Origin of the sequence: Amycolatopsis sp. CFH S0740 (genome assembly GCF_004522315.1) — a bacterium.
Classification (GTDB): domain Bacteria; phylum Actinomycetota; class Actinomycetes; order Mycobacteriales; family Pseudonocardiaceae; genus Amycolatopsis; species Amycolatopsis nivea.
The window spans coordinates 1-15,656 of record NZ_SDLS01000001.1 but is presented as its reverse complement, the minus strand read 5'-3'; the positions used below and the strand labels follow the sequence as shown (position 1 = coordinate 15,656).

Genomic DNA, 15,656 nt, shown 5'->3' with positions numbered 1-15,656 from the left:
GACGCGCCCGCCGGGGCGCGGCTCCGGGCCGAGAGGCGCTGCGACGGGGTTTCCCCCGCCACGCTCGGCCCGCGGGACTTCGAGAGAAGGGCGCCTCCTGGTTCAGGAGGTGTCGCGTGCCACTGGGTGTCCCGGCCGCCTCAGCGCCGTCGCGCGAGGTGGGCCGTGTGGTCGGCGACCAGGTCGACCGTCTCCGGCAAGACCTGCCGGATCCGCGAGAAAACCTGCTCCCGCACCGAAATCGGCAGCACCAGGTACGCCGAAACCGTGGAGAACAGACCGATCAGCTCGTCCGCGCTCACCGTCATCCGTTCCTGGACGACGACCTGCCGGACGTCGGCGAACAACTCGGACTGCTCGAGTTCCGTGCCCGGCCACTGCAGTGCGTTCTCCGGCGGCGTGCCGTCCGGCGACCGGACCTCAGCGCTCTCCAGGAACGGGGCCTGAGCGTCGTCGACCGCTTTCCGCACAACGGGATCCGCCGGCCCGATCGGCCCGCCGATCGACGCGAACACCCCGCCCGGCGCGAGCAGGGCGGCGATGCGCGGCCACCGCCCGGCCGGGTCCGTCCAGTGCAGCGCCGCGGCCGAGTACACCAGCCCGTACTGCCGATCCGGCCGCAAGTCCTCCAGCGCGCCGCGGCGGGTCTCGACGTCGGCGGGCAGGTGCTTGCGCAGTTCGGCGAGCATCGCCGGATCCGGATCGGTCGCGGTGACCGCGATCCCCCGTCCCGCGAACAACCGGGTCGCTTTCCCTGTGCCCGCCCCGATTTCGAGGGCGTCGGAGACCGGCGCACCCGCGTAGTCCAGCACCTTTTCGGCTAACTCGGCGGGATATCCCGGGCGGTACCGCTCGTACGCCTCCGCCACTGCCCCAAAACTCAACGCGCGCTCTGCCATGCCCGCCATTCTGGCCTGATCCGCACCGCGCGCGCCTCCGTTTTCCGAGCACCGGCACGGTGCCCGTGCTCCGTCATGCCCGAAAACCCCTGAAAGGAACGGAAAAATGTCGCCCACCCTGCGTACCGTCGACGCCTTGGAGTTCGCGGTCGCCGACCTGTCGCTCGCCGCGGCCGGACGCATCCAGCTCGACCTCGCCGAGCACGAAATGCCCGGCCTGATGGCGCTGCGCCGCGAGTTCGCGGACTCCCAGCCGCTCAAGGGCGCGCGCATCGCGGGCTCGCTGCACATGACCGTGCAGACCGCGGTGCTGATCGAAACGCTCGTCGCGCTCGGCGCCGAGGTGCGCTGGGTGTCCTGCAACATCTTCTCCACCCAGGACGAGGCGGCCGCGGCGGTCGTCGTCGGGCCGAACGGCACGCCGGAGCGTCCCGAGGGCACCGCGGTATTCGCGTGGAAGGGCGAGACCCTCGACGAATACTGGTGGTGCACCGATCAGCTTTTCCGTTTTCCCGGCGGCGAACTGCCGAACATGATCCTGGACGACGGCGGCGACGCGACCCTGCTCGTCCACAAGGGAGCCGAGTTCGAGAAGGCCGGCGCGGTGCCCGCCGCGCACGAGGACGACCCAGAGGACTACCGGATCCTGCTGCGCACCCTCGCGGCCAGCCTCGCCGAGGACCCGCAGCGGTTCACCCGGATCGCCGGCGCGATGCGCGGGGTCACCGAGGAGACCACGGCGGGCGTGAACCGGCTGTACCAGCTCGCGGCTACCGGCGAACTGCTGTTCCCGGCGATGAACGTCAACGACTCGGTCACGAAGTCGAAGTTCGACAACAGGTACGGAATCCGCCATTCGCTCCCGGACGGCCTCAACCGCGGCACGGACGTGATGATCGGCGGGAAGTACGCCGTCGTGTGCGGGTACGGCGACGTCGGCAAGGGCGCGGCGGAGGCGCTGCGCGGACAGGGCGCGCGCGTCGTGGTGACCGAGATCGACCCGATCTGCGCGCTGCAGGCCGCGATGGACGGGCTCGACGTGGTCGAACTCGACGACGTCGTGGAGCGCGCCGACATTTTCCTCACCACCACCGGCAACTTCGGGATCATCTCCGCCGCGCAGATGGGGCGGATGAAGCACCAGGCGATCGTGGCGAACGTCGGCCACTTCGACAACGAGATCGACATGGCCGGGCTGGCGAAGGTCCCGGGCATCGTCAAGACCGAGGTCAAACCGCAGGTGCACACGTGGCGGTTCCCGGACGGGCACGCGATCATCGTGCTGTCCGAGGGCAGGCTGATGAACCTCGGCAACGCGACCGGGCACCCGTCGTTCGTGATGTCCGCGTCGTTCGCGAACCAGGTGCTCGCGCAGATCGAACTGTTCGCCAAGCCCGGCGAGTACGCGAACGACGTGTACCGGCTGCCGAAGCACCTGGACGAGAAGGTCGCGCGGCTGCACCTGGACGCGCTCGGCGTCCGGCTGACCAAGCTGAGCAAGGAACAGGCGGAGTACATCGGCGTCGACGTGGACGGACCGTACAAACTGGACCATTACCGCTACTGACCGCGCCGCCGGCCTCGCCGGGGAAAAAGGGGTCCTCCGGCTCCGAGGGGGAGGGAGAGCCGAAGGACCCCCGGTAGTGTTAGCACATCGCCAAGCAGCTTGTACACGGCAAGCTACCCGATCGGGTAAAGCCGCCCCGGCCGCGCAGCGTGGCGGCCGGGGCCCCGGCGACGGTCAGGAAGCCTGCCGCAGCAGGGATTTCTCCGCTCCGGTGCAGGCGCACCCCGCGTCGAGGGTGTGACAGTCGATGATCAGGCCGTGCCGGACCCGGTCCAGGTCGAGGCAGGACGGATCGGTGCACTCGCTGAACCCGCGGTCCGGGTGGACCACCAGGGTGCCGTGACAGTGGTCGATGCCGCTCGTGCAGAACGCGCACTCCATGCTCAGCCGCCTTCCGCTCAGGTATTCGGGTCCCCGGCCCCGTTGCTCCGGGGCCGGACTCCTCCTTGGTACCACTGGAAATCTCGCCGTCGCAGGATACCCGGCGGCGTGTCGGCGCCCCGGTCCGGTGAAGTCCGCCGCAGTCGCTCACCCGGCGTGACGATCGGCATTTTCCGGACGGCAGCAGTGAAATTTCACTGTTCCGCGGCACGGAACATCCGGCGGCGGACTCAGGCGCTCTTCGGCCGCCGGGCCCGCGACGCCGGTTTCTTCGCCGCCGCCTTGCCGTCGCCGGCCGCCTTCTTCGTCTCCTTGGCGGGCCCGCGGGTCTTCTTCGCCGCCGACACGCTCGCCTCCAGCGCCGCCATCAGGTCGACGACCTCGGCCTTCTCCCCCTGCTTCGGCGCGCCGACCGTCTCGCCGCCGCCCGCCTTCGCCTCGATCATCGCCTCGAGCGCTTCGCGGTAGGAGTCCGAGTACTTCTCCGGTTCGAACACCGGCTCCGACAGCGAGTCGATCAGCGACCCCGCCATCGTCACCTCCTGCGGGCGGACCTGCGGCGGATCCTCGTGCAGGAACGGGAAATCCGGAACCCGGACCTCGTCGGCCCACAGCATCGTGGTCATCACGAGCACGTCGTCCACGACGCGCAGCAGCGCCAGGCTCTCCCGCTGGCGCACGGCGACCTTCGCGATCGCCACGTGGCTCGCCTTCTGCAGCGCGTCGCGCAGCACGACGTACGGCTTCACCGCGTTCTTCTGCGGCTCCAGATAGTAGGTGCGGTCGAACCGGATCGGGTCGATCGACTCCAGCGGCACGAACTCGAGCACGTCGATCGAACGCTGGGTGGGCAGCGGCAGCTCGGCGAGGTCGGCGTCGGTGATCACGACCATCTCGCCGTCGGGCAGCTCGTAGCCCTTGGCGATGTCGGAGTAGGGCACCTCCTCGCCGTCGATCGAGCAGAACCGCTTGTACTGGATCCGCCCGCCGTCGGCGACGTGCACCTGGCGCAGCGACACGTTCTTGTTCTCGGTCGCCGCGTACAGCTGGATCGGGATGCTGACCAGCCCGAAGGACACCGAGCCCTTCCACATCGACCGCATGCCGCGCACCTCCGCCGTCCGCCGGTACGTATTCACGCTCGGTGACCACCGTAGCCGCGATCGTCCGAATCCGACAGTCCGCGCAGGTCCGGGCCCCTACGCACAGGCGCCACGCGTGCGCAGCCACTCACCGGCGGCGGTCTCCGGGTCCTGCGTCGGGAAGTCGGGCGCGATCGGGACCGGCCCGTATACCCGCCCGGTCCGGTCTACGTCGGTCACGCTCGTGACGAGCAGTTTCGCCCCGTCTGCCAGGTCGAAGACGTCGTTGCCGGTGGCGTATCCCGCGGTGGGGCCGCCGAACGTCGCGGCCCGGGCGAGCCCGCGGAAGGCGATCAGCGTCGCTTCGCCCGAACTCGCGGTGACACGCGACGTCAGCACCGCGACCGACGGTGCCGAGCGGCTCAGCCGGACCGGATTGACCTCTTCCGTGCCCGGGTGCTCGCCCGACCAGGACCGCCCGTCGCGGACGGACCAGAACTGCGGAGCCAACCCCGGCCCGGCGAACGAGCCCGCGACGCCGTCCCCCAGCAACGGGGCCAGCACGGTCAGCATCGGCCACATGCTGCCGCCGGTGTCGTCGCGGAGATCGACGATCCACCCGCACGAGGCCTGCGCTTCAACCGCCCGCAGCGCCGCCGCCCCGGCCTGGATGTACCGGCGCTCCCCCGCCGGGTCGGCGATGAGGCCGGGAATCGTCAGCATCGCGACGCCGTTCTCCACCCGGCTCGACGGCACCGCGATCGTCGTCGCGAGCGGTGCCCTCGCTTGCGCGGGGCTGAGCAGTTTCGTGTGCTGATTGCCCAGTTCGGAGATCACCGTCTGAATCGCCGGATAGGTCTCGGAGAAGGTCGAAGCCCCTTCCGCGGCACGCAACGCCTCGGCCTCCGCACGCGGCCAGTCCACCCGGTCCCGGTCCATCGCATGCGTCCGCAGCAGGTTCAGCGCGCCGAGAAGATACGTCCGCGGCGTCGGCGCCGACGACTGAGCCGCGACCAGTCCCGAGCCGAGCAGCACCAGCACGACGGCCGCGGCCAGCGCTCTTCTCAAGCCGGAGTGCCCGGGAAATGCGGGTTTTCGATCACCCCGACCAGGTTCCCGTCCGGCGCGCGCACCAGCGCGGTGCGGATCCCGCCGCCGAAATCAGTCACCGCCGAGTGTTCTGCCGCGCCCTCCCCGATCAGCTTCGCCACGGCGGCTTCCACGTCCGGCACTCCCCAGTACGTCACCGGCCCGTCGCCGTTTTCCGCGCAGCCGTTCGGATCGAGGGCCAGCTCGTAGCCGTGGACGCTGTACCCGACGTAGAACGGCTCGTCGAAGTACGGCGGCACCCCGAGCACCCGCGTCCACCACTCCTTGGCCGCGGCCAGATCGGCGGCGGGATACACGACCGTGCGCAGTCCCTCGAACATGTGTTCATCCTGGCACAGCGAGAACGCCGTCCCCGCACCTCGACCCACCCCCTGCGAGAACGCAACTTTTCGCGGTCCGCATAATTTTTCGCATCGCGCAACTTTCGCTGCTACTCTCGACCCGGTGACCACCACCGCACCCCTGGGCCTGCGCGAGCGCAAGAAACGAGCCGCGCGGAGGGCGCTTGCCGAAGCCGCGCTCCGGATCGCGCTCGAGCGGGGCGTCGACCAGTTGCGGGTGGAGGACATCGCGAACGAGGTGGGCGTGTCCCCGCGCACCTTCAACAACTACTTTTCCAGCAAGGAGGAAGCTGTCTGCGCGTTCATCGTCGAACGGCAGGAGAACGTGCGCGAAGCGCTCCTGGCGAGGCCCGCTGACGAGCCGCTGTGGGACGCGGTCGTCAACGCCTCGATCACCCGGTTCAACGAGGACGACCGCCCGAAACGCGAGCAAGTGCGGCGGGTCCGCGCGCTGATGGAGAACGGCGCGCTGTTCGCCGAGATGCTGCGCGCGTTCGCCACCGTCGAGCGGGTGCTGGCCGACGCCATCGCCGAGCGGGCGGGCGAGCACGCAAATCCGTTGCACGCCCGGCTGATGGCGAGCATTGTGCAGAACGCTTCGCGCATCGCCTTCGAAACCTGGCTCAATTCGGACTACTCCGACGAAGAGTTCGTATCGGCCTTCACCGGCCTCCTGCGGGAGGCAGCCGCCGGGATGCCGGCACTCGCCGCGCCCGCCGCGGCCCGCTAGACCCGAACCGACGCCATTCACTTTTTTTGGGGGAGTACCCGACCGTGCTGGTCAAACTGTTGCGCAGCTACCTGCGCCCTTACCGGGCGGCGCTGTGGGTCGTCGTCGCGCTGCAACTGGTGCAGACGATCGCCGCGCTGTACCTGCCCACGCTCAACGCCGACATCATCGACGGCGGCCTCGTCAAAGGCGACACCGGCTACATCGTGAAGATCGGCGGCGTGATGCTGCTGATCACGCTGGTGCAGATCGCCGGGTCGATCGGGGCCGTCTACTACGGATCCCGCACCGCCTCGGCCGTCGGCCGCGACATCCGCGCCGGAGTCTTCCACCGGGTGCAGGCGTTCTCCGCCCGCGAGATCGGGAAATTCGGCACGCCGTCGCTGATCACCCGCACCACCAACGACGTCCAGCAGATCCAGCTGCTCGCCGCGCTCACCTTCACGCTGATGGTGTCCGCGCCGATCATGTGCGTCGGCGGCATCCTGCTCGCGCTGCAGCAGGACGTCCCGCTGTCGTCGCTGCTCGTCGTCATCGTGCCGGTGCTGGGCGTCGCGATCGGGCTCATCGTCATGCGGATGCGCTCGGCGTTCCGGCTCATGCAGGTGCGCCTCGACCGGATCAACCAGGTCATGCGCGAGCAGATCATGGGCATCCGGGTGATCCGCGCGTTCGTGCGGGACAAGCACGAGCGCGAGCGTTTCGGCCGCGCCAACGACGAGCTGTTCACCGTGTCGCTGCGGGTCGGCAGGCTGATCGCGCTGATGTTCCCCACCGTGATGCTGGTGGTGAACGTGTCGAGCGTCGCCGTGCTGTGGTTCGGCGGGCAGCGGGTCGACAGCGGGGCGATGCAGATCGGCGCGCTCACCGCGTTCCTGGCCTATCTGCTGCAGATCCTGATGGCGGTCATGATGGCCACCTTCATGTTCATGATGGTGCCGCGCGCGGAGGTCAGCGCCGAGCGGATCACCGAGGTGCTGGACACCGAGTCGAGCGTGCGCCCGCCGGACGAGCCGGTCGCGGCCGCGGCCGAGCGCGGTCACCTCGACCTGACCGGCGTCGGATTCCGGTACCCCGGCGCGGAAAAGCCGGTGCTGCACGACGTTTCCCTGTTCGCCCGGCCGGGCGAGACCACCGCGATCATCGGCAGCACGGGCAGCGGCAAGACGACGCTGCTCAACCTCATCCCGCGGCTGATGGACGCCACCGAGGGCTCGGTCCGGGTGGACGGCGTCGACGTGCGCCGGCTCGACCCGACAGTGCTGTCGTCGGTGGTCAGCATGGTGCCGCAGAAGCCGTACCTGTTCGCCGGGACGGTCGCCAGCAACCTCCGCTACGGCAATCCGGACGCGACGGACGAGGAGCTCTGGCACGCGCTGGAAGTCGCGCAGGGCAAGGACTTCGTCGAACGGATGGAACAGGGTCTCGACTCCCCCATCGCCCAGGGCGGCACCAACGTCTCGGGCGGGCAGCGGCAGCGGCTCGCGATCGCGCGGATGCTGGTGCACCGGCCGGAGATCTACCTGTTCGACGATTCGTTCAGCGCGCTCGACTACGCCACCGACGCCGCGCTGCGCCGTGCGCTCACCGAAGAAACCCAGGACGCGACGGTCGTCATCGTCGCGCAGCGGGTCAGCACGATCCGCGGCGCGGACCGGATCATCGTGCTCGACGACGGCCGCGTCGTCGGCACCGGAACCCACCACGAGCTGATGGACACCAACGAAACCTATCGGGAAATCGTGCTTTCGCAGCTGACCGAGCAGGAGGCGGCGTGAGCGAGGAAACGAAAACCGCGACCGCGCACGACGACGACGAACCAGCCGCCGTCGCGCGCGACAAGACCCGGCCGCAACCCACAGCGGGACCCGGCCGGATGATGTCCGCGGGCATGCCCGCGGAGAAAGCCCTCGACTTCAAAGGCTCGCTAGCGCGATTGCTGCGGCTGCTTCGCCCGCAACGGGCGGCTCTGACCGGAGTGCTGGTGCTCGGCGCGATCGGCGTCGCGCTGACCGTGCTCGGCCCGAAGGTGCTGGCCCGGGCGACGGACCTGATCTTCGCCGGCGTGACCAGCAGGCATCTGCCCGCGGGCGCGACCAAGGAACAGGTGATCGAGGGCCTGCGGGCGCGCGGGGAGAACACCCTGGCCGACATGTTCACCAGCGTCGACCTGATGCCCGGCCACGGCGTCGACTTCACCGCGGTCGGCCAGGTGCTGATGATCGTACTGGCGCTGTACGTCTTCGCGTCGTTCCTGGGCGTCATCCAGGCGCGGCTCACGACGAACCTGGTGCAGGGCGCGGTGTTCCGGCTGCGCCAGGACATCGAGGAGAAGTTCGCGCGGCTGCCGCTGCGCTACTTCGACCGCCAGCCGCGCGGCGAGGTGCTGAGCCGGGTCACCAACGACATCGACAACCTGGCGCAGTCGCTGCAGCAGACGCTGTCGCAGATCGTCACGTCGCTGTTCACTGTGCTGGGCGTGCTGGTGATGATGTTCGTCATCTCGCCGCTGCTGGGCGCGATCGTGCTGCTGACGGTGCCGGTGTCGGTGTTCGTCGCGGCCAAGATCGGCAAACGCGCGCAGCCGCAGTTCATCCGGCAGTGGTCGACGACCGGGAAGCTCAACGCGCACATCGAGGAGATGTACTCGGGCCACTCGCTGGTGCACGTCTTCGGCCGGGGCAAGGAGGCCGAGGAGGTCTTCCGGCAGCAGAACGAGGCGCTGTACGAGGCGAGCTTCAAGGCGTCGTTCATCTCCGGCACGATCCAGCCGGGCATGATGTTCATCGGCAACCTGAGCTACGTGCTGGTCGCCGTCGTCGGCGCCCTGCGGGTCGCTTCGGGCACGCTGACGCTGGGCGACGTGCAGGCGTTCATCCAGTACTCGCGCCAGTTCAGCCAGCCGGTCACGCAGATCGCGAGCATGGCGAACCTGCTGCAGTCCGGCGTCGCCTCGGCCGAGCGGGTGTTCGCGCTGCTGGACGCCAAGGAGCAGGAACCGGAGCCGGAGCACCCGCAGCGCCCGGAGGTCGTGCGCGGGCAGGTCGAATTCGAGCACGTGTCGTTCCGCTACCTGAAGGACACGCCGCTGATCGAAGACCTGTCGCTGTCGGTCGACCCCGGCCACACGGTCGCGATCGTCGGCCCGACCGGCGCGGGCAAGACCACGCTGGTCAACCTCCTGATGCGCTTCTACGAAATCGACGGCGGCCGGATCACTCTGGACGGCGTCGACATCAAGGCGATGGACCGCGAGGAACTGCGCTCGAAGACGGGCATGGTCCTGCAAGACGCCTGGCTGTTCGGCGGCACGATCGCGGAAAACATCGCGTACGGCGCGGACAACGTGACCCGCGAAGAGGTCATCGAAGCCGCGAAGGCAACCTACGTGGACCGCTTCGTCCGCACCCTCCCCGACGGCTACGACACCGTCCTGGACGACGAGGGCGGCACCGTCAGCGCAGGCGAAAAGCAGCTGATCACCGTCGCCCGAGCCTTCCTGGCAAAGCCGGCGATCCTCATCCTGGACGAGGCGACCAGCTCGGTGGACACCCGCACCGAGGTCCTGATCCAGCACGCGATGAACTCCCTGCGCACCGGCCGCACGAGCTTCGTGATCGCCCACCGCCTCTCCACCATCAGGGACGCAGACGTAATCCTGGTAATGGAAAACGGCAACATCGTAGAACAAGGCAACCACGAAACCCTCATCAACGCAGGCGGCGCCTACTCCCGCCTGTACGCAGCCCAATTCGCAGAAGCCATGGCAGAAACCGAATAAAAAAAGCAAACCCACGTACGTGAGGGGAACCCTGAGGGAATCCAATTCCCTCAGGGTTCCCCTCACGGCCCTAAACCGCAGCCGATGCACCCAACGAGCGAGGCACCCAGCCCTCCCCCGCACCCCGATACGAAGCTCCCCTGCGGTCGGTGGGTGCTTGTCAAGGCATCTTTCCCGCCTTGACAAGCACCCACCGACCGTCAGCACAATCAAACTTCGGGGTGCCCCACGCAACCACCGCGCGCAATGTCGCCGCCAGGCGACGAGCCGCCCAGCACCAACCCCTCAAATCCGAGGAATATTCCGCAAATTAGACTTAGCCAACTCCAGCATCTTCCCCACTCCCCCACTCAACACAGTCTTACTAGCCGCCAACGCAAACCCCTTAACCTGCGCAGCAGTAATATTAGGCGGAATAGACAACGCATTAGGATCCGTAACCACATCCAGCACCGCAGGCCCGTCATGCGCCAGAATGTCCCGGATCCCGTCCCGAACCTCGCCAGGCTTCTCCACCCGCCGCGCATACAACCCAGCCGCCCGGGCAATCCCCGCGAAATCCACCTGATCATGGTCGGTGCCGAACTCCGGCAACCCGTCCACGAGCATCTCCAGCTTCACCATCCCGAGCGAAGAGTTGTTGAACACCACAGCCTTAACGGGCAAGGCATGCGTCTTGAGCGTCAACAACTCCCCCATCAACATCGCCAGCCCACCATCCCCGCACATAGCGACAACCTGCCGCCCAGGATCAGCAGCCTGCGCCCCAATGGCATGCGGCAACGCATTAGCCATGCTCCCGTGCACAAACGACCCAAGAATCCGCCGCCGCCCATTAGGCGTGATGTACCGAGCCGCCCACACATTGCACATCCCAGTGTCCACAGTGAACACCGCATCCTCAGCAGCTTCCTCGTCCAGCACGTCGGCGACATACTCCGGATGCAACGGAATGTGCTTCGACACCTCATTGGTGTAGGCATCGACCACCCGCTGCAGCCCCCGCTCGTGCTTGCGCAGCATGGCATGCAGGAACGACCGGTCACTGCGCTCGCGCAACCGAGGCAGCACCGCCCGGATCGTCGCCCCGACGTCCCCCTGCACCCCGAACTCCAACACCGACCGACGCCCCATCCGCGCCGGATCGATATCCACCTGCACGGTATTCCGCTGCGGCAGGAAGTTGTCGTACGGGAAGTCCGTGCCCAGCAGCAACACGAGATCAGCCTCGTGCATCGCCTCGTAACAGGCCCCGTACCCGAGCAACCCGCTCATCCCCACGTCGAACGGATTCGAGTACTGCACGAACTCCTTGCCCCGCAACGAATGCCCCACAGGAGCCCCGACCGCCTCCGCGAGCGCGAGCACCTCGTCGTGCGCATTGCGACAACCAGCACCCGCCATGATCATCACCTTCTCGGCCCGATCGATCCGATCGGCGAGCCGAGCGATGTCAGCCTCGGCAGGCACCACAGCAGGCGGGCTCCCCAGCGAAGCCGACTCCCCGGTGGCGTGCGCGGCGGGCTCGTGCGACACGTCCCCAGGCAGCACCAGCACCGCGGCACCGCGACGTCCGACCGCGTTCTGCACCGCGATCCGCGCAAGCCGCGGCATCTGCTCCGGCGAGCTCACCATCTCGCAGTAGTGCGAGCACTCCGCGAACAGCTGCTGCGGGTGGGTCTCCTGGAAGAACCCGGTCCCGATCTGCGTGGAGGGAATGTGCGACGCGAGCGCGAGCACCGGCGCGCCCGAGCGGTGCGCGTCGTAAACCCCTTGCAGCAGATGCAGGTTGCCCGGCCCGCAGCTGCCCGCGCACACCGCGAGCCGCCCGGTGAGCTGCGCCTCGGCCGCGGCGGCGAACGCGCCGGCCTCCTCGTTGCGCACGTGCACCCAGTCGATCCCGCCGCGCGCCGAGCCCCCGGTGCGGCGCACCGCGTCCACCACCGGGTTGAGGCTGTCGCCCACCACCCCGTAGATCCGGCGCACCCCGGATTGCACCAGAACGTCGATCAACTGGTCGGCCACCGTCGCCATGCTTCTGCGTCCCTTCATGAGAGTCCCTTCGCAGTCTGGCACCGATCAGGGGAACCGCCACCGCATTGACAGGTATTGTTGTCAATGGCACGGTGATCAGGACGACCACGAGGAGGGACGCCGCAGATGCCACGCGAGTTCGAGGTGCGCAAAGAGGTTCAGCTGCCCGCGGAGCCCGAGGCCGTGTGGGAGGCCGTCGCGACCGGGCCGGGCATCGACTCGTGGTTCATGGGCCGCCACGAGGTCGACGCCGCGGCGAAGCGGATCCGGTTCAGCCTCGGCGAAATGCGCACCGAGGCGGAGATCACCGCCTGGGATCCCCCGCGCAGGTTCGCCTACCGGGGCGAAGCCGCCGAGGACGGCACGTTCGACGCGATGGAGTTCCTCGTGGAAGCGGCCGAAGGCGGCACTTCCGTACTCCGGTTCGTGCACCGCGGGTTCGTCCAGGACGGCTGGGACGACGAATACCACGAGTCCTTCGCCGTCGGCTGGGAGATGTACCTGCACACGCTCGCCGAACTGCTGGCGCACTTCCCCGGCCGCTTCGCGACGTACGTGACCGCGGACGGCCCGGCCTCGTCGGCGAGCCGCGACGCCTGGCCGAAGCTGCTGGCGGCGCTCGGTTTGCCCGCCGAACCCTCAGCGGGGCAACCGGTCCAGTTCAGCGTCGGCGACGAGGTGGTCGAGGGCGTCCTCGACTACTCGACCCCGAACTACGCCGGAGTCCGCACCGAGGACGCCCTCTACCGGTTCCACGAACGGTCGCTGCTCGGCATGCCGGTCGCGGTCGGACATCACCTGTTCCGCCCGGACGTCGACGAGACCGCCGAAACCGCGGTCTGGAGCCGCTGGCTCGCCGACGCGCTCAGCTGACGTCAGCGGCGGCGCAGCAGCAACGCCGCGCCGCCGGCTGCCACGAGGACCCCGGCGATCACGTTGCCGATCACCGCTCCGGTCGACGGCAGCGTCTCGTCGCCGTAGCGAAGCAGAAACGGAGACACCGCGGCCCACGCCCCGAGCACCGGCAGCACCCAGGTCAGCGCCTGCCCGCCGGAATCCCGCGCCCGCATGGCTGCGAAAACGACGATCGCCAGCCCGGCGACCGTGTTGCTCACCGCGAGTTCGGCCGCCCCGCCGAAGCGCAGCAGCCACGGCGCGGCGATCAGGTACAGCCCGGCCAGCACAGCGAGGCCCGCTGCGCCCCCGGAGACCGCGGTCTTGCCGGACATCGTGCTGGTGGACATCTGGGATCACCTCAGCAGATCTCGGTTCCACCCCACGGGTACCCAGATTCCGGCCGGGGATTCACGCCCCCGCCGCGGCGCACGCCTCGCGCAGGCCGCTGCGCACCGGGGCCTCGATCCCGGAGACGGCGAAAGCACGCAGCACGAGCGGTCCGGTCGCCACGATCGAAAGCGCGGGCCGGGCGCGGCTCGTCTCTTCGAGCGCGCGCAGCCCGGCACAGCTGAGATAGCCGACCCGCGACAGGTCCACCACCAGTTTGCCGCCTGCCCCGGAGGCGGCCGAGAGCGCGGAGCGAAACTGCCCCACCGACGCGATGTCGATCTCCCCCGCCGCCGTGACCAGCACGATGTCGCCGTCCCTCCGGCTGGTGAAGACGGTCAGACCGGCAGCCCCGCGAGCACCCATTGGCGGAACGGTACGCGTTCGCGGGGCCCGGGCAAACCGTGCTGCCCCAGGTGGGTGGGGCAATTCACCGGAACGTCACTGCTGCGCCAGCAGCTTGTCCCGCAGCTCCGGCTGACCGGCCAGACCCTCCCGGACCGAGTGGTCGACGAACGGCCGCATCTGCTCGCGCGGCGCGAGCGACCAGTCGAGCGGGCCGAGCGGCGGCTGCGGGTCGTATTCGATGCCGAACTGGACGAGCCGCGCGGTGTCCGCTCCGCGCATCCGCTCCACCAGGTGCAACGCCAGGTCGATGCCCGCCGACACGCCGGCGGCGGTGATCACCGAACCGGTGTCCGCCCAGCGCTGCCGGACCGGCGTGGCGCCGAACGCGCGCAGGGTCTCCAGGAACGTCCAGTGCGTGGTCGCCTCGCGGCCTTCGAGCAGGCCAGCTTGGCCCAGCAGCAGCGAACCGGTGCACACGGAGGTCATCAGCTCAGCGGAGGCCGCGGCGCGGCGGAGATAACCGATGAGCTTCTCGTCGCCGAGCGCGCGCAGCGTCGGCGCACCGCCGCCGGGGACCAGCACCCACGACGGGTCCGGAACCTGGCCGAAGGTGTGGCTCGGCGCGATCCGCAACGGCGTGTCGGTGGCGGTGGGTTCCAGCGTTTCGCCCACGACCGCCACGCGGACCGACGGGTCGGCGGCCGCGTAGCCGGCGATCACCTGCAGCGGTCCCACCAGGTCGAGCGGCGTCAGGCCGGGGTAGACGACGAACGCGAAGGTTTTCTGGCTCATGCCGCCACCCTCCCGAGCCCGCGGACCTCGCGGGACACGCGTGTCCGGAATCCTGCGAACCTGGTTGATCCGGCCGGGCGAGCTGCTACGGTGCGGCCATGCCGAGTACCGCCCGGCAGGTCGTGATCCTCGGGTACCCCGACGCCGAACTGCTCGACATCGCCTGCGTGTCCGACGTTTTCGACGCCGCCACCCGGCTCGGCGCGGCCCGGCCCTACGAGGTCCGGCTCGCCACCGTCGACGGGCTCCCCTTCGCCTGCCAGTCCGGGCTCACACTCGCCCCGCACGTCCGGATCGACCAGGTCCGCGGCCCGCTCGACACGTTCGTCGTCGCGGGCGGGCTGGGCCATCTCGCCGCCGCCAAGGACGAGCGGCTGCTCGCCCACGTGCGACGGCTTTCGCAGCAGAGCAAGCGCACGGCGTCGGTCTGCACCGGGGCGACTGTGCTCGCCGCCGCCGGGCTGCTGAGCGGCCGGCGCGCCACCACGCACTGGTCGCACGCGTCGCGGCTCGCCGAGCAGTATCCGTCGGTGACCGTGGACCCGGTGCCGCTTTTCGTGCGGCACGGCGACGTCTACACCTCCGCGGGCGTCACCAGCGGGCTCGACCTCACCCTCGCGTTCGTCGAGGAGGACCACGGCCCGACGCTCGCCCGCGAGACCGCCCGATCGCTGGTCACGTACCTGCAGCGGCCCGGAAACCAGGCGCAGGTGAGCATGTTCCTCGCCGGTCCGCCGCCCGAGCACCGGCAGGTCCGCGACCTCACCGCGTACGTCGCCGAACACCTCGCCGACGACCTTGGCGCCCACGCGCTCGCGAACCAGGCCGGCATCAGCACCCGCCAGCTGACCCGGCTGTTCGACGCCCATCTCGGCACCACGCCGGGGAAATACGTGCGAACCGTGCGCGCGGAACACGCCGCCCGCCTGTTGTCCGGCACCGACCTCCCGCTCGCCGCGATCGCGCGTCGCTGCGGTTTCGGTTCCACGGAGACGCTCCGGCAAGCGTTCCTGGACCATTTCGACACCCCGCCCTCGGCCTACCGGCGAGTGCACCTGCGTTCTGCGCACGCCTGAACGAAACGCCCGCTTCCTCCCCCACCCGGTACGGGTGAACCGCGAGCCGGGAGGGCAGGATGTCCGCCGTGGCACCGCACGACTACCCCGACCAGGACCCCGACGACACCGGCCCGCTGCCGCGAGTGCCGGGCGAACCCGCGTCCCCGTCCTCCGCCGTGCCACCCGCCGCTCCGCCGCGCGCCCGGCCGGAGGGGCCGCGCCGGGTGCGCCGCGCCGACCCCGGGCGAC

General features: G+C 69.3%; 15 protein-coding genes and 1 riboswitch. Of the genes, 6 read left to right on the top strand and 9 right to left on the bottom strand.

From position 1 onward, the window contains the following. Positions 1-24: 24 nt before the first annotated feature. Positions 25-103: riboswitch (S-adenosyl-L-homocysteine riboswitch) on the top strand. Positions 104-140: 37 nt separating this feature from the next. After that, the gene (locus EIZ45_RS00075; protein WP_134661792.1) at positions 141-899 is read right to left on the bottom strand and encodes a trans-aconitate 2-methyltransferase; all 759 of its coding nucleotides are present in this window, start codon (positions 897-899) and stop codon (positions 141-143) included. A gap of 106 nt (positions 900-1,005) precedes the next feature. Between EIZ45_RS00075 and ahcY the strand changes: the two genes are divergently transcribed. Then, positions 1,006-2,466, top strand: coding sequence for an adenosylhomocysteinase (gene ahcY / locus EIZ45_RS00070; protein WP_037811337.1), 1,461 nt, complete (start codon positions 1,006-1,008; stop codon positions 2,464-2,466). A gap of 174 nt (positions 2,467-2,640) precedes the next feature. Here the strand turns inward: ahcY and EIZ45_RS00065 are convergent, their stop codons facing one another. The 4 genes from EIZ45_RS00065 to EIZ45_RS00050 all read right to left on the bottom strand — a co-directional run bounded on the left by EIZ45_RS00065 (position 2,641) and on the right by EIZ45_RS00050 (position 5,359). Then, complete coding sequence (locus tag EIZ45_RS00065) at positions 2,641-2,847, bottom strand: hypothetical protein (RefSeq protein WP_037811335.1); 207 nt, start codon at positions 2,845-2,847, stop codon at positions 2,641-2,643. Positions 2,848-3,077: 230 nt separating this feature from the next. After that, positions 3,078-3,950: a Ku protein gene (locus EIZ45_RS00060; protein WP_037811333.1), complete on the bottom strand. Its 873-nt coding sequence runs from the start codon at positions 3,948-3,950 to the stop codon at positions 3,078-3,080. 96 nt (positions 3,951-4,046) lie between these two features. Next, positions 4,047-4,997, bottom strand: a complete 951-nt coding sequence (locus EIZ45_RS00055; RefSeq protein ID WP_134661793.1) for a S41 family peptidase — start codon at positions 4,995-4,997, stop codon at positions 4,047-4,049. Continuing rightward, positions 4,994-5,359 (bottom strand): VOC family protein, encoded by a 366-nt coding sequence (locus tag EIZ45_RS00050; RefSeq protein WP_134661794.1) that lies wholly within the window; start codon positions 5,357-5,359, stop codon positions 4,994-4,996. Before EIZ45_RS00050 ends, EIZ45_RS00055 begins: the two co-directional genes overlap by 4 nt. Positions 5,360-5,483: 124 nt before the next feature. On the opposite strand from EIZ45_RS00050, the gene EIZ45_RS00045 reads away from it, so the two are divergent. The 3 genes from EIZ45_RS00045 to EIZ45_RS00035 all read left to right on the top strand — a co-directional run bounded on the left by EIZ45_RS00045 (position 5,484) and on the right by EIZ45_RS00035 (position 9,891). Then, the gene (locus tag EIZ45_RS00045; protein ID WP_037811329.1) at positions 5,484-6,110 is read left to right on the top strand and encodes a TetR/AcrR family transcriptional regulator; all 627 of its coding nucleotides are present in this window, start codon (positions 5,484-5,486) and stop codon (positions 6,108-6,110) included. 44 nt (positions 6,111-6,154) lie between these two features. Continuing rightward, positions 6,155-7,888 (top strand): ABC transporter ATP-binding protein, encoded by a 1,734-nt coding sequence (locus EIZ45_RS00040; RefSeq protein WP_134661795.1) that lies wholly within the window; start codon positions 6,155-6,157, stop codon positions 7,886-7,888. 113 nt (positions 7,889-8,001) lie between these two features. Next, positions 8,002-9,891, top strand: coding sequence for an ABC transporter ATP-binding protein (locus EIZ45_RS00035; RefSeq protein ID WP_205669803.1), 1,890 nt, complete (start codon positions 8,002-8,004; stop codon positions 9,889-9,891). A 285-nt stretch (positions 9,892-10,176) separates the two neighbouring features. Here the strand turns inward: EIZ45_RS00035 and EIZ45_RS00030 are convergent, their stop codons facing one another. After that, positions 10,177-11,925 carry a pyruvate dehydrogenase gene (locus EIZ45_RS00030; RefSeq protein WP_134661862.1) on the bottom strand — a complete coding sequence of 583 codons (1,749 nt, stop codon included), beginning with the start codon at positions 11,923-11,925 and terminating at the stop codon, positions 10,177-10,179. Between the two features lie 126 nt (positions 11,926-12,051). On the opposite strand from EIZ45_RS00030, the gene EIZ45_RS00025 reads away from it, so the two are divergent. Further along, positions 12,052-12,798: an SRPBCC domain-containing protein gene (locus tag EIZ45_RS00025; protein ID WP_134661797.1), complete on the top strand. Its 747-nt coding sequence runs from the start codon at positions 12,052-12,054 to the stop codon at positions 12,796-12,798. Between the two features lie 2 nt (positions 12,799-12,800). Here the strand turns inward: EIZ45_RS00025 and EIZ45_RS00020 are convergent, their stop codons facing one another. The 3 genes from EIZ45_RS00020 to EIZ45_RS00010 form a co-directional block, all read right to left on the bottom strand. After that, complete coding sequence (locus EIZ45_RS00020; RefSeq protein WP_134661798.1) at positions 12,801-13,169, bottom strand: SPW repeat protein; 369 nt, start codon at positions 13,167-13,169, stop codon at positions 12,801-12,803. A 61-nt stretch (positions 13,170-13,230) separates the two neighbouring features. Further along, entirely contained in the window at positions 13,231-13,575 is a 345-nt protein-coding gene (locus EIZ45_RS00015; protein WP_037811322.1) for an STAS domain-containing protein, read from the bottom strand. Positions 13,576-13,650: 75 nt separating this feature from the next. After that, entirely contained in the window at positions 13,651-14,349 is a 699-nt protein-coding gene (locus EIZ45_RS00010; protein ID WP_134661799.1) for a DJ-1/PfpI family protein, read from the bottom strand. A gap of 98 nt (positions 14,350-14,447) precedes the next feature. Between EIZ45_RS00010 and EIZ45_RS00005 the strand changes: the two genes are divergently transcribed. Beyond that, entirely contained in the window at positions 14,448-15,425 is a 978-nt protein-coding gene (locus EIZ45_RS00005; RefSeq protein WP_037811315.1) for a GlxA family transcriptional regulator, read from the top strand. Positions 15,426-15,656 lie beyond the last annotated feature (231 nt).

What these genes read in the sequence shown, in the direction of transcription:
- EIZ45_RS00075 (WP_134661792.1), bottom strand. Translation starts at nt 899, where the DNA reads ATGGCAGAGCGCGCGTTGAGTTTTGGGGCAGTGGCGGAGGCGTACGAG.
- ahcY (WP_037811337.1), top strand. Translation starts at nt 1,006, where the DNA reads ATGTCGCCCACCCTGCGTACCGTCGACGCCTTGGAGTTCGCGGTCGCC.
- EIZ45_RS00065 (WP_037811335.1), bottom strand. Translation starts at nt 2,847, where the DNA reads ATGGAGTGCGCGTTCTGCACGAGCGGCATCGACCACTGTCACGGCACC.
- EIZ45_RS00060 (WP_037811333.1), bottom strand. Translation starts at nt 3,950, where the DNA reads ATGCGGTCGATGTGGAAGGGCTCGGTGTCCTTCGGGCTGGTCAGCATC.
- EIZ45_RS00050 (WP_134661794.1), bottom strand. Translation starts at nt 5,359, where the DNA reads ATGTTCGAGGGACTGCGCACGGTCGTGTATCCCGCCGCCGATCTGGCC.
- EIZ45_RS00035 (WP_205669803.1), top strand. Translation starts at nt 8,002, where the DNA reads ATGCCCGCGGAGAAAGCCCTCGACTTCAAAGGCTCGCTAGCGCGATTG.
- EIZ45_RS00030 (WP_134661862.1), bottom strand. Translation starts at nt 11,925, where the DNA reads ATGGCGACGGTGGCCGACCAGTTGATCGACGTTCTGGTGCAATCCGGG.
- EIZ45_RS00025 (WP_134661797.1), top strand. Translation starts at nt 12,052, where the DNA reads ATGCCACGCGAGTTCGAGGTGCGCAAAGAGGTTCAGCTGCCCGCGGAG.
- EIZ45_RS00020 (WP_134661798.1), bottom strand. Translation starts at nt 13,169, where the DNA reads ATGTCCACCAGCACGATGTCCGGCAAGACCGCGGTCTCCGGGGGCGCA.
- EIZ45_RS00015 (WP_037811322.1), bottom strand. Translation starts at nt 13,575, where the DNA reads ATGGGTGCTCGCGGGGCTGCCGGTCTGACCGTCTTCACCAGCCGGAGG.
- EIZ45_RS00010 (WP_134661799.1), bottom strand. Translation starts at nt 14,349, where the DNA reads ATGAGCCAGAAAACCTTCGCGTTCGTCGTCTACCCCGGCCTGACGCCG.
- EIZ45_RS00005 (WP_037811315.1), top strand. Translation starts at nt 14,448, where the DNA reads ATGCCGAGTACCGCCCGGCAGGTCGTGATCCTCGGGTACCCCGACGCC.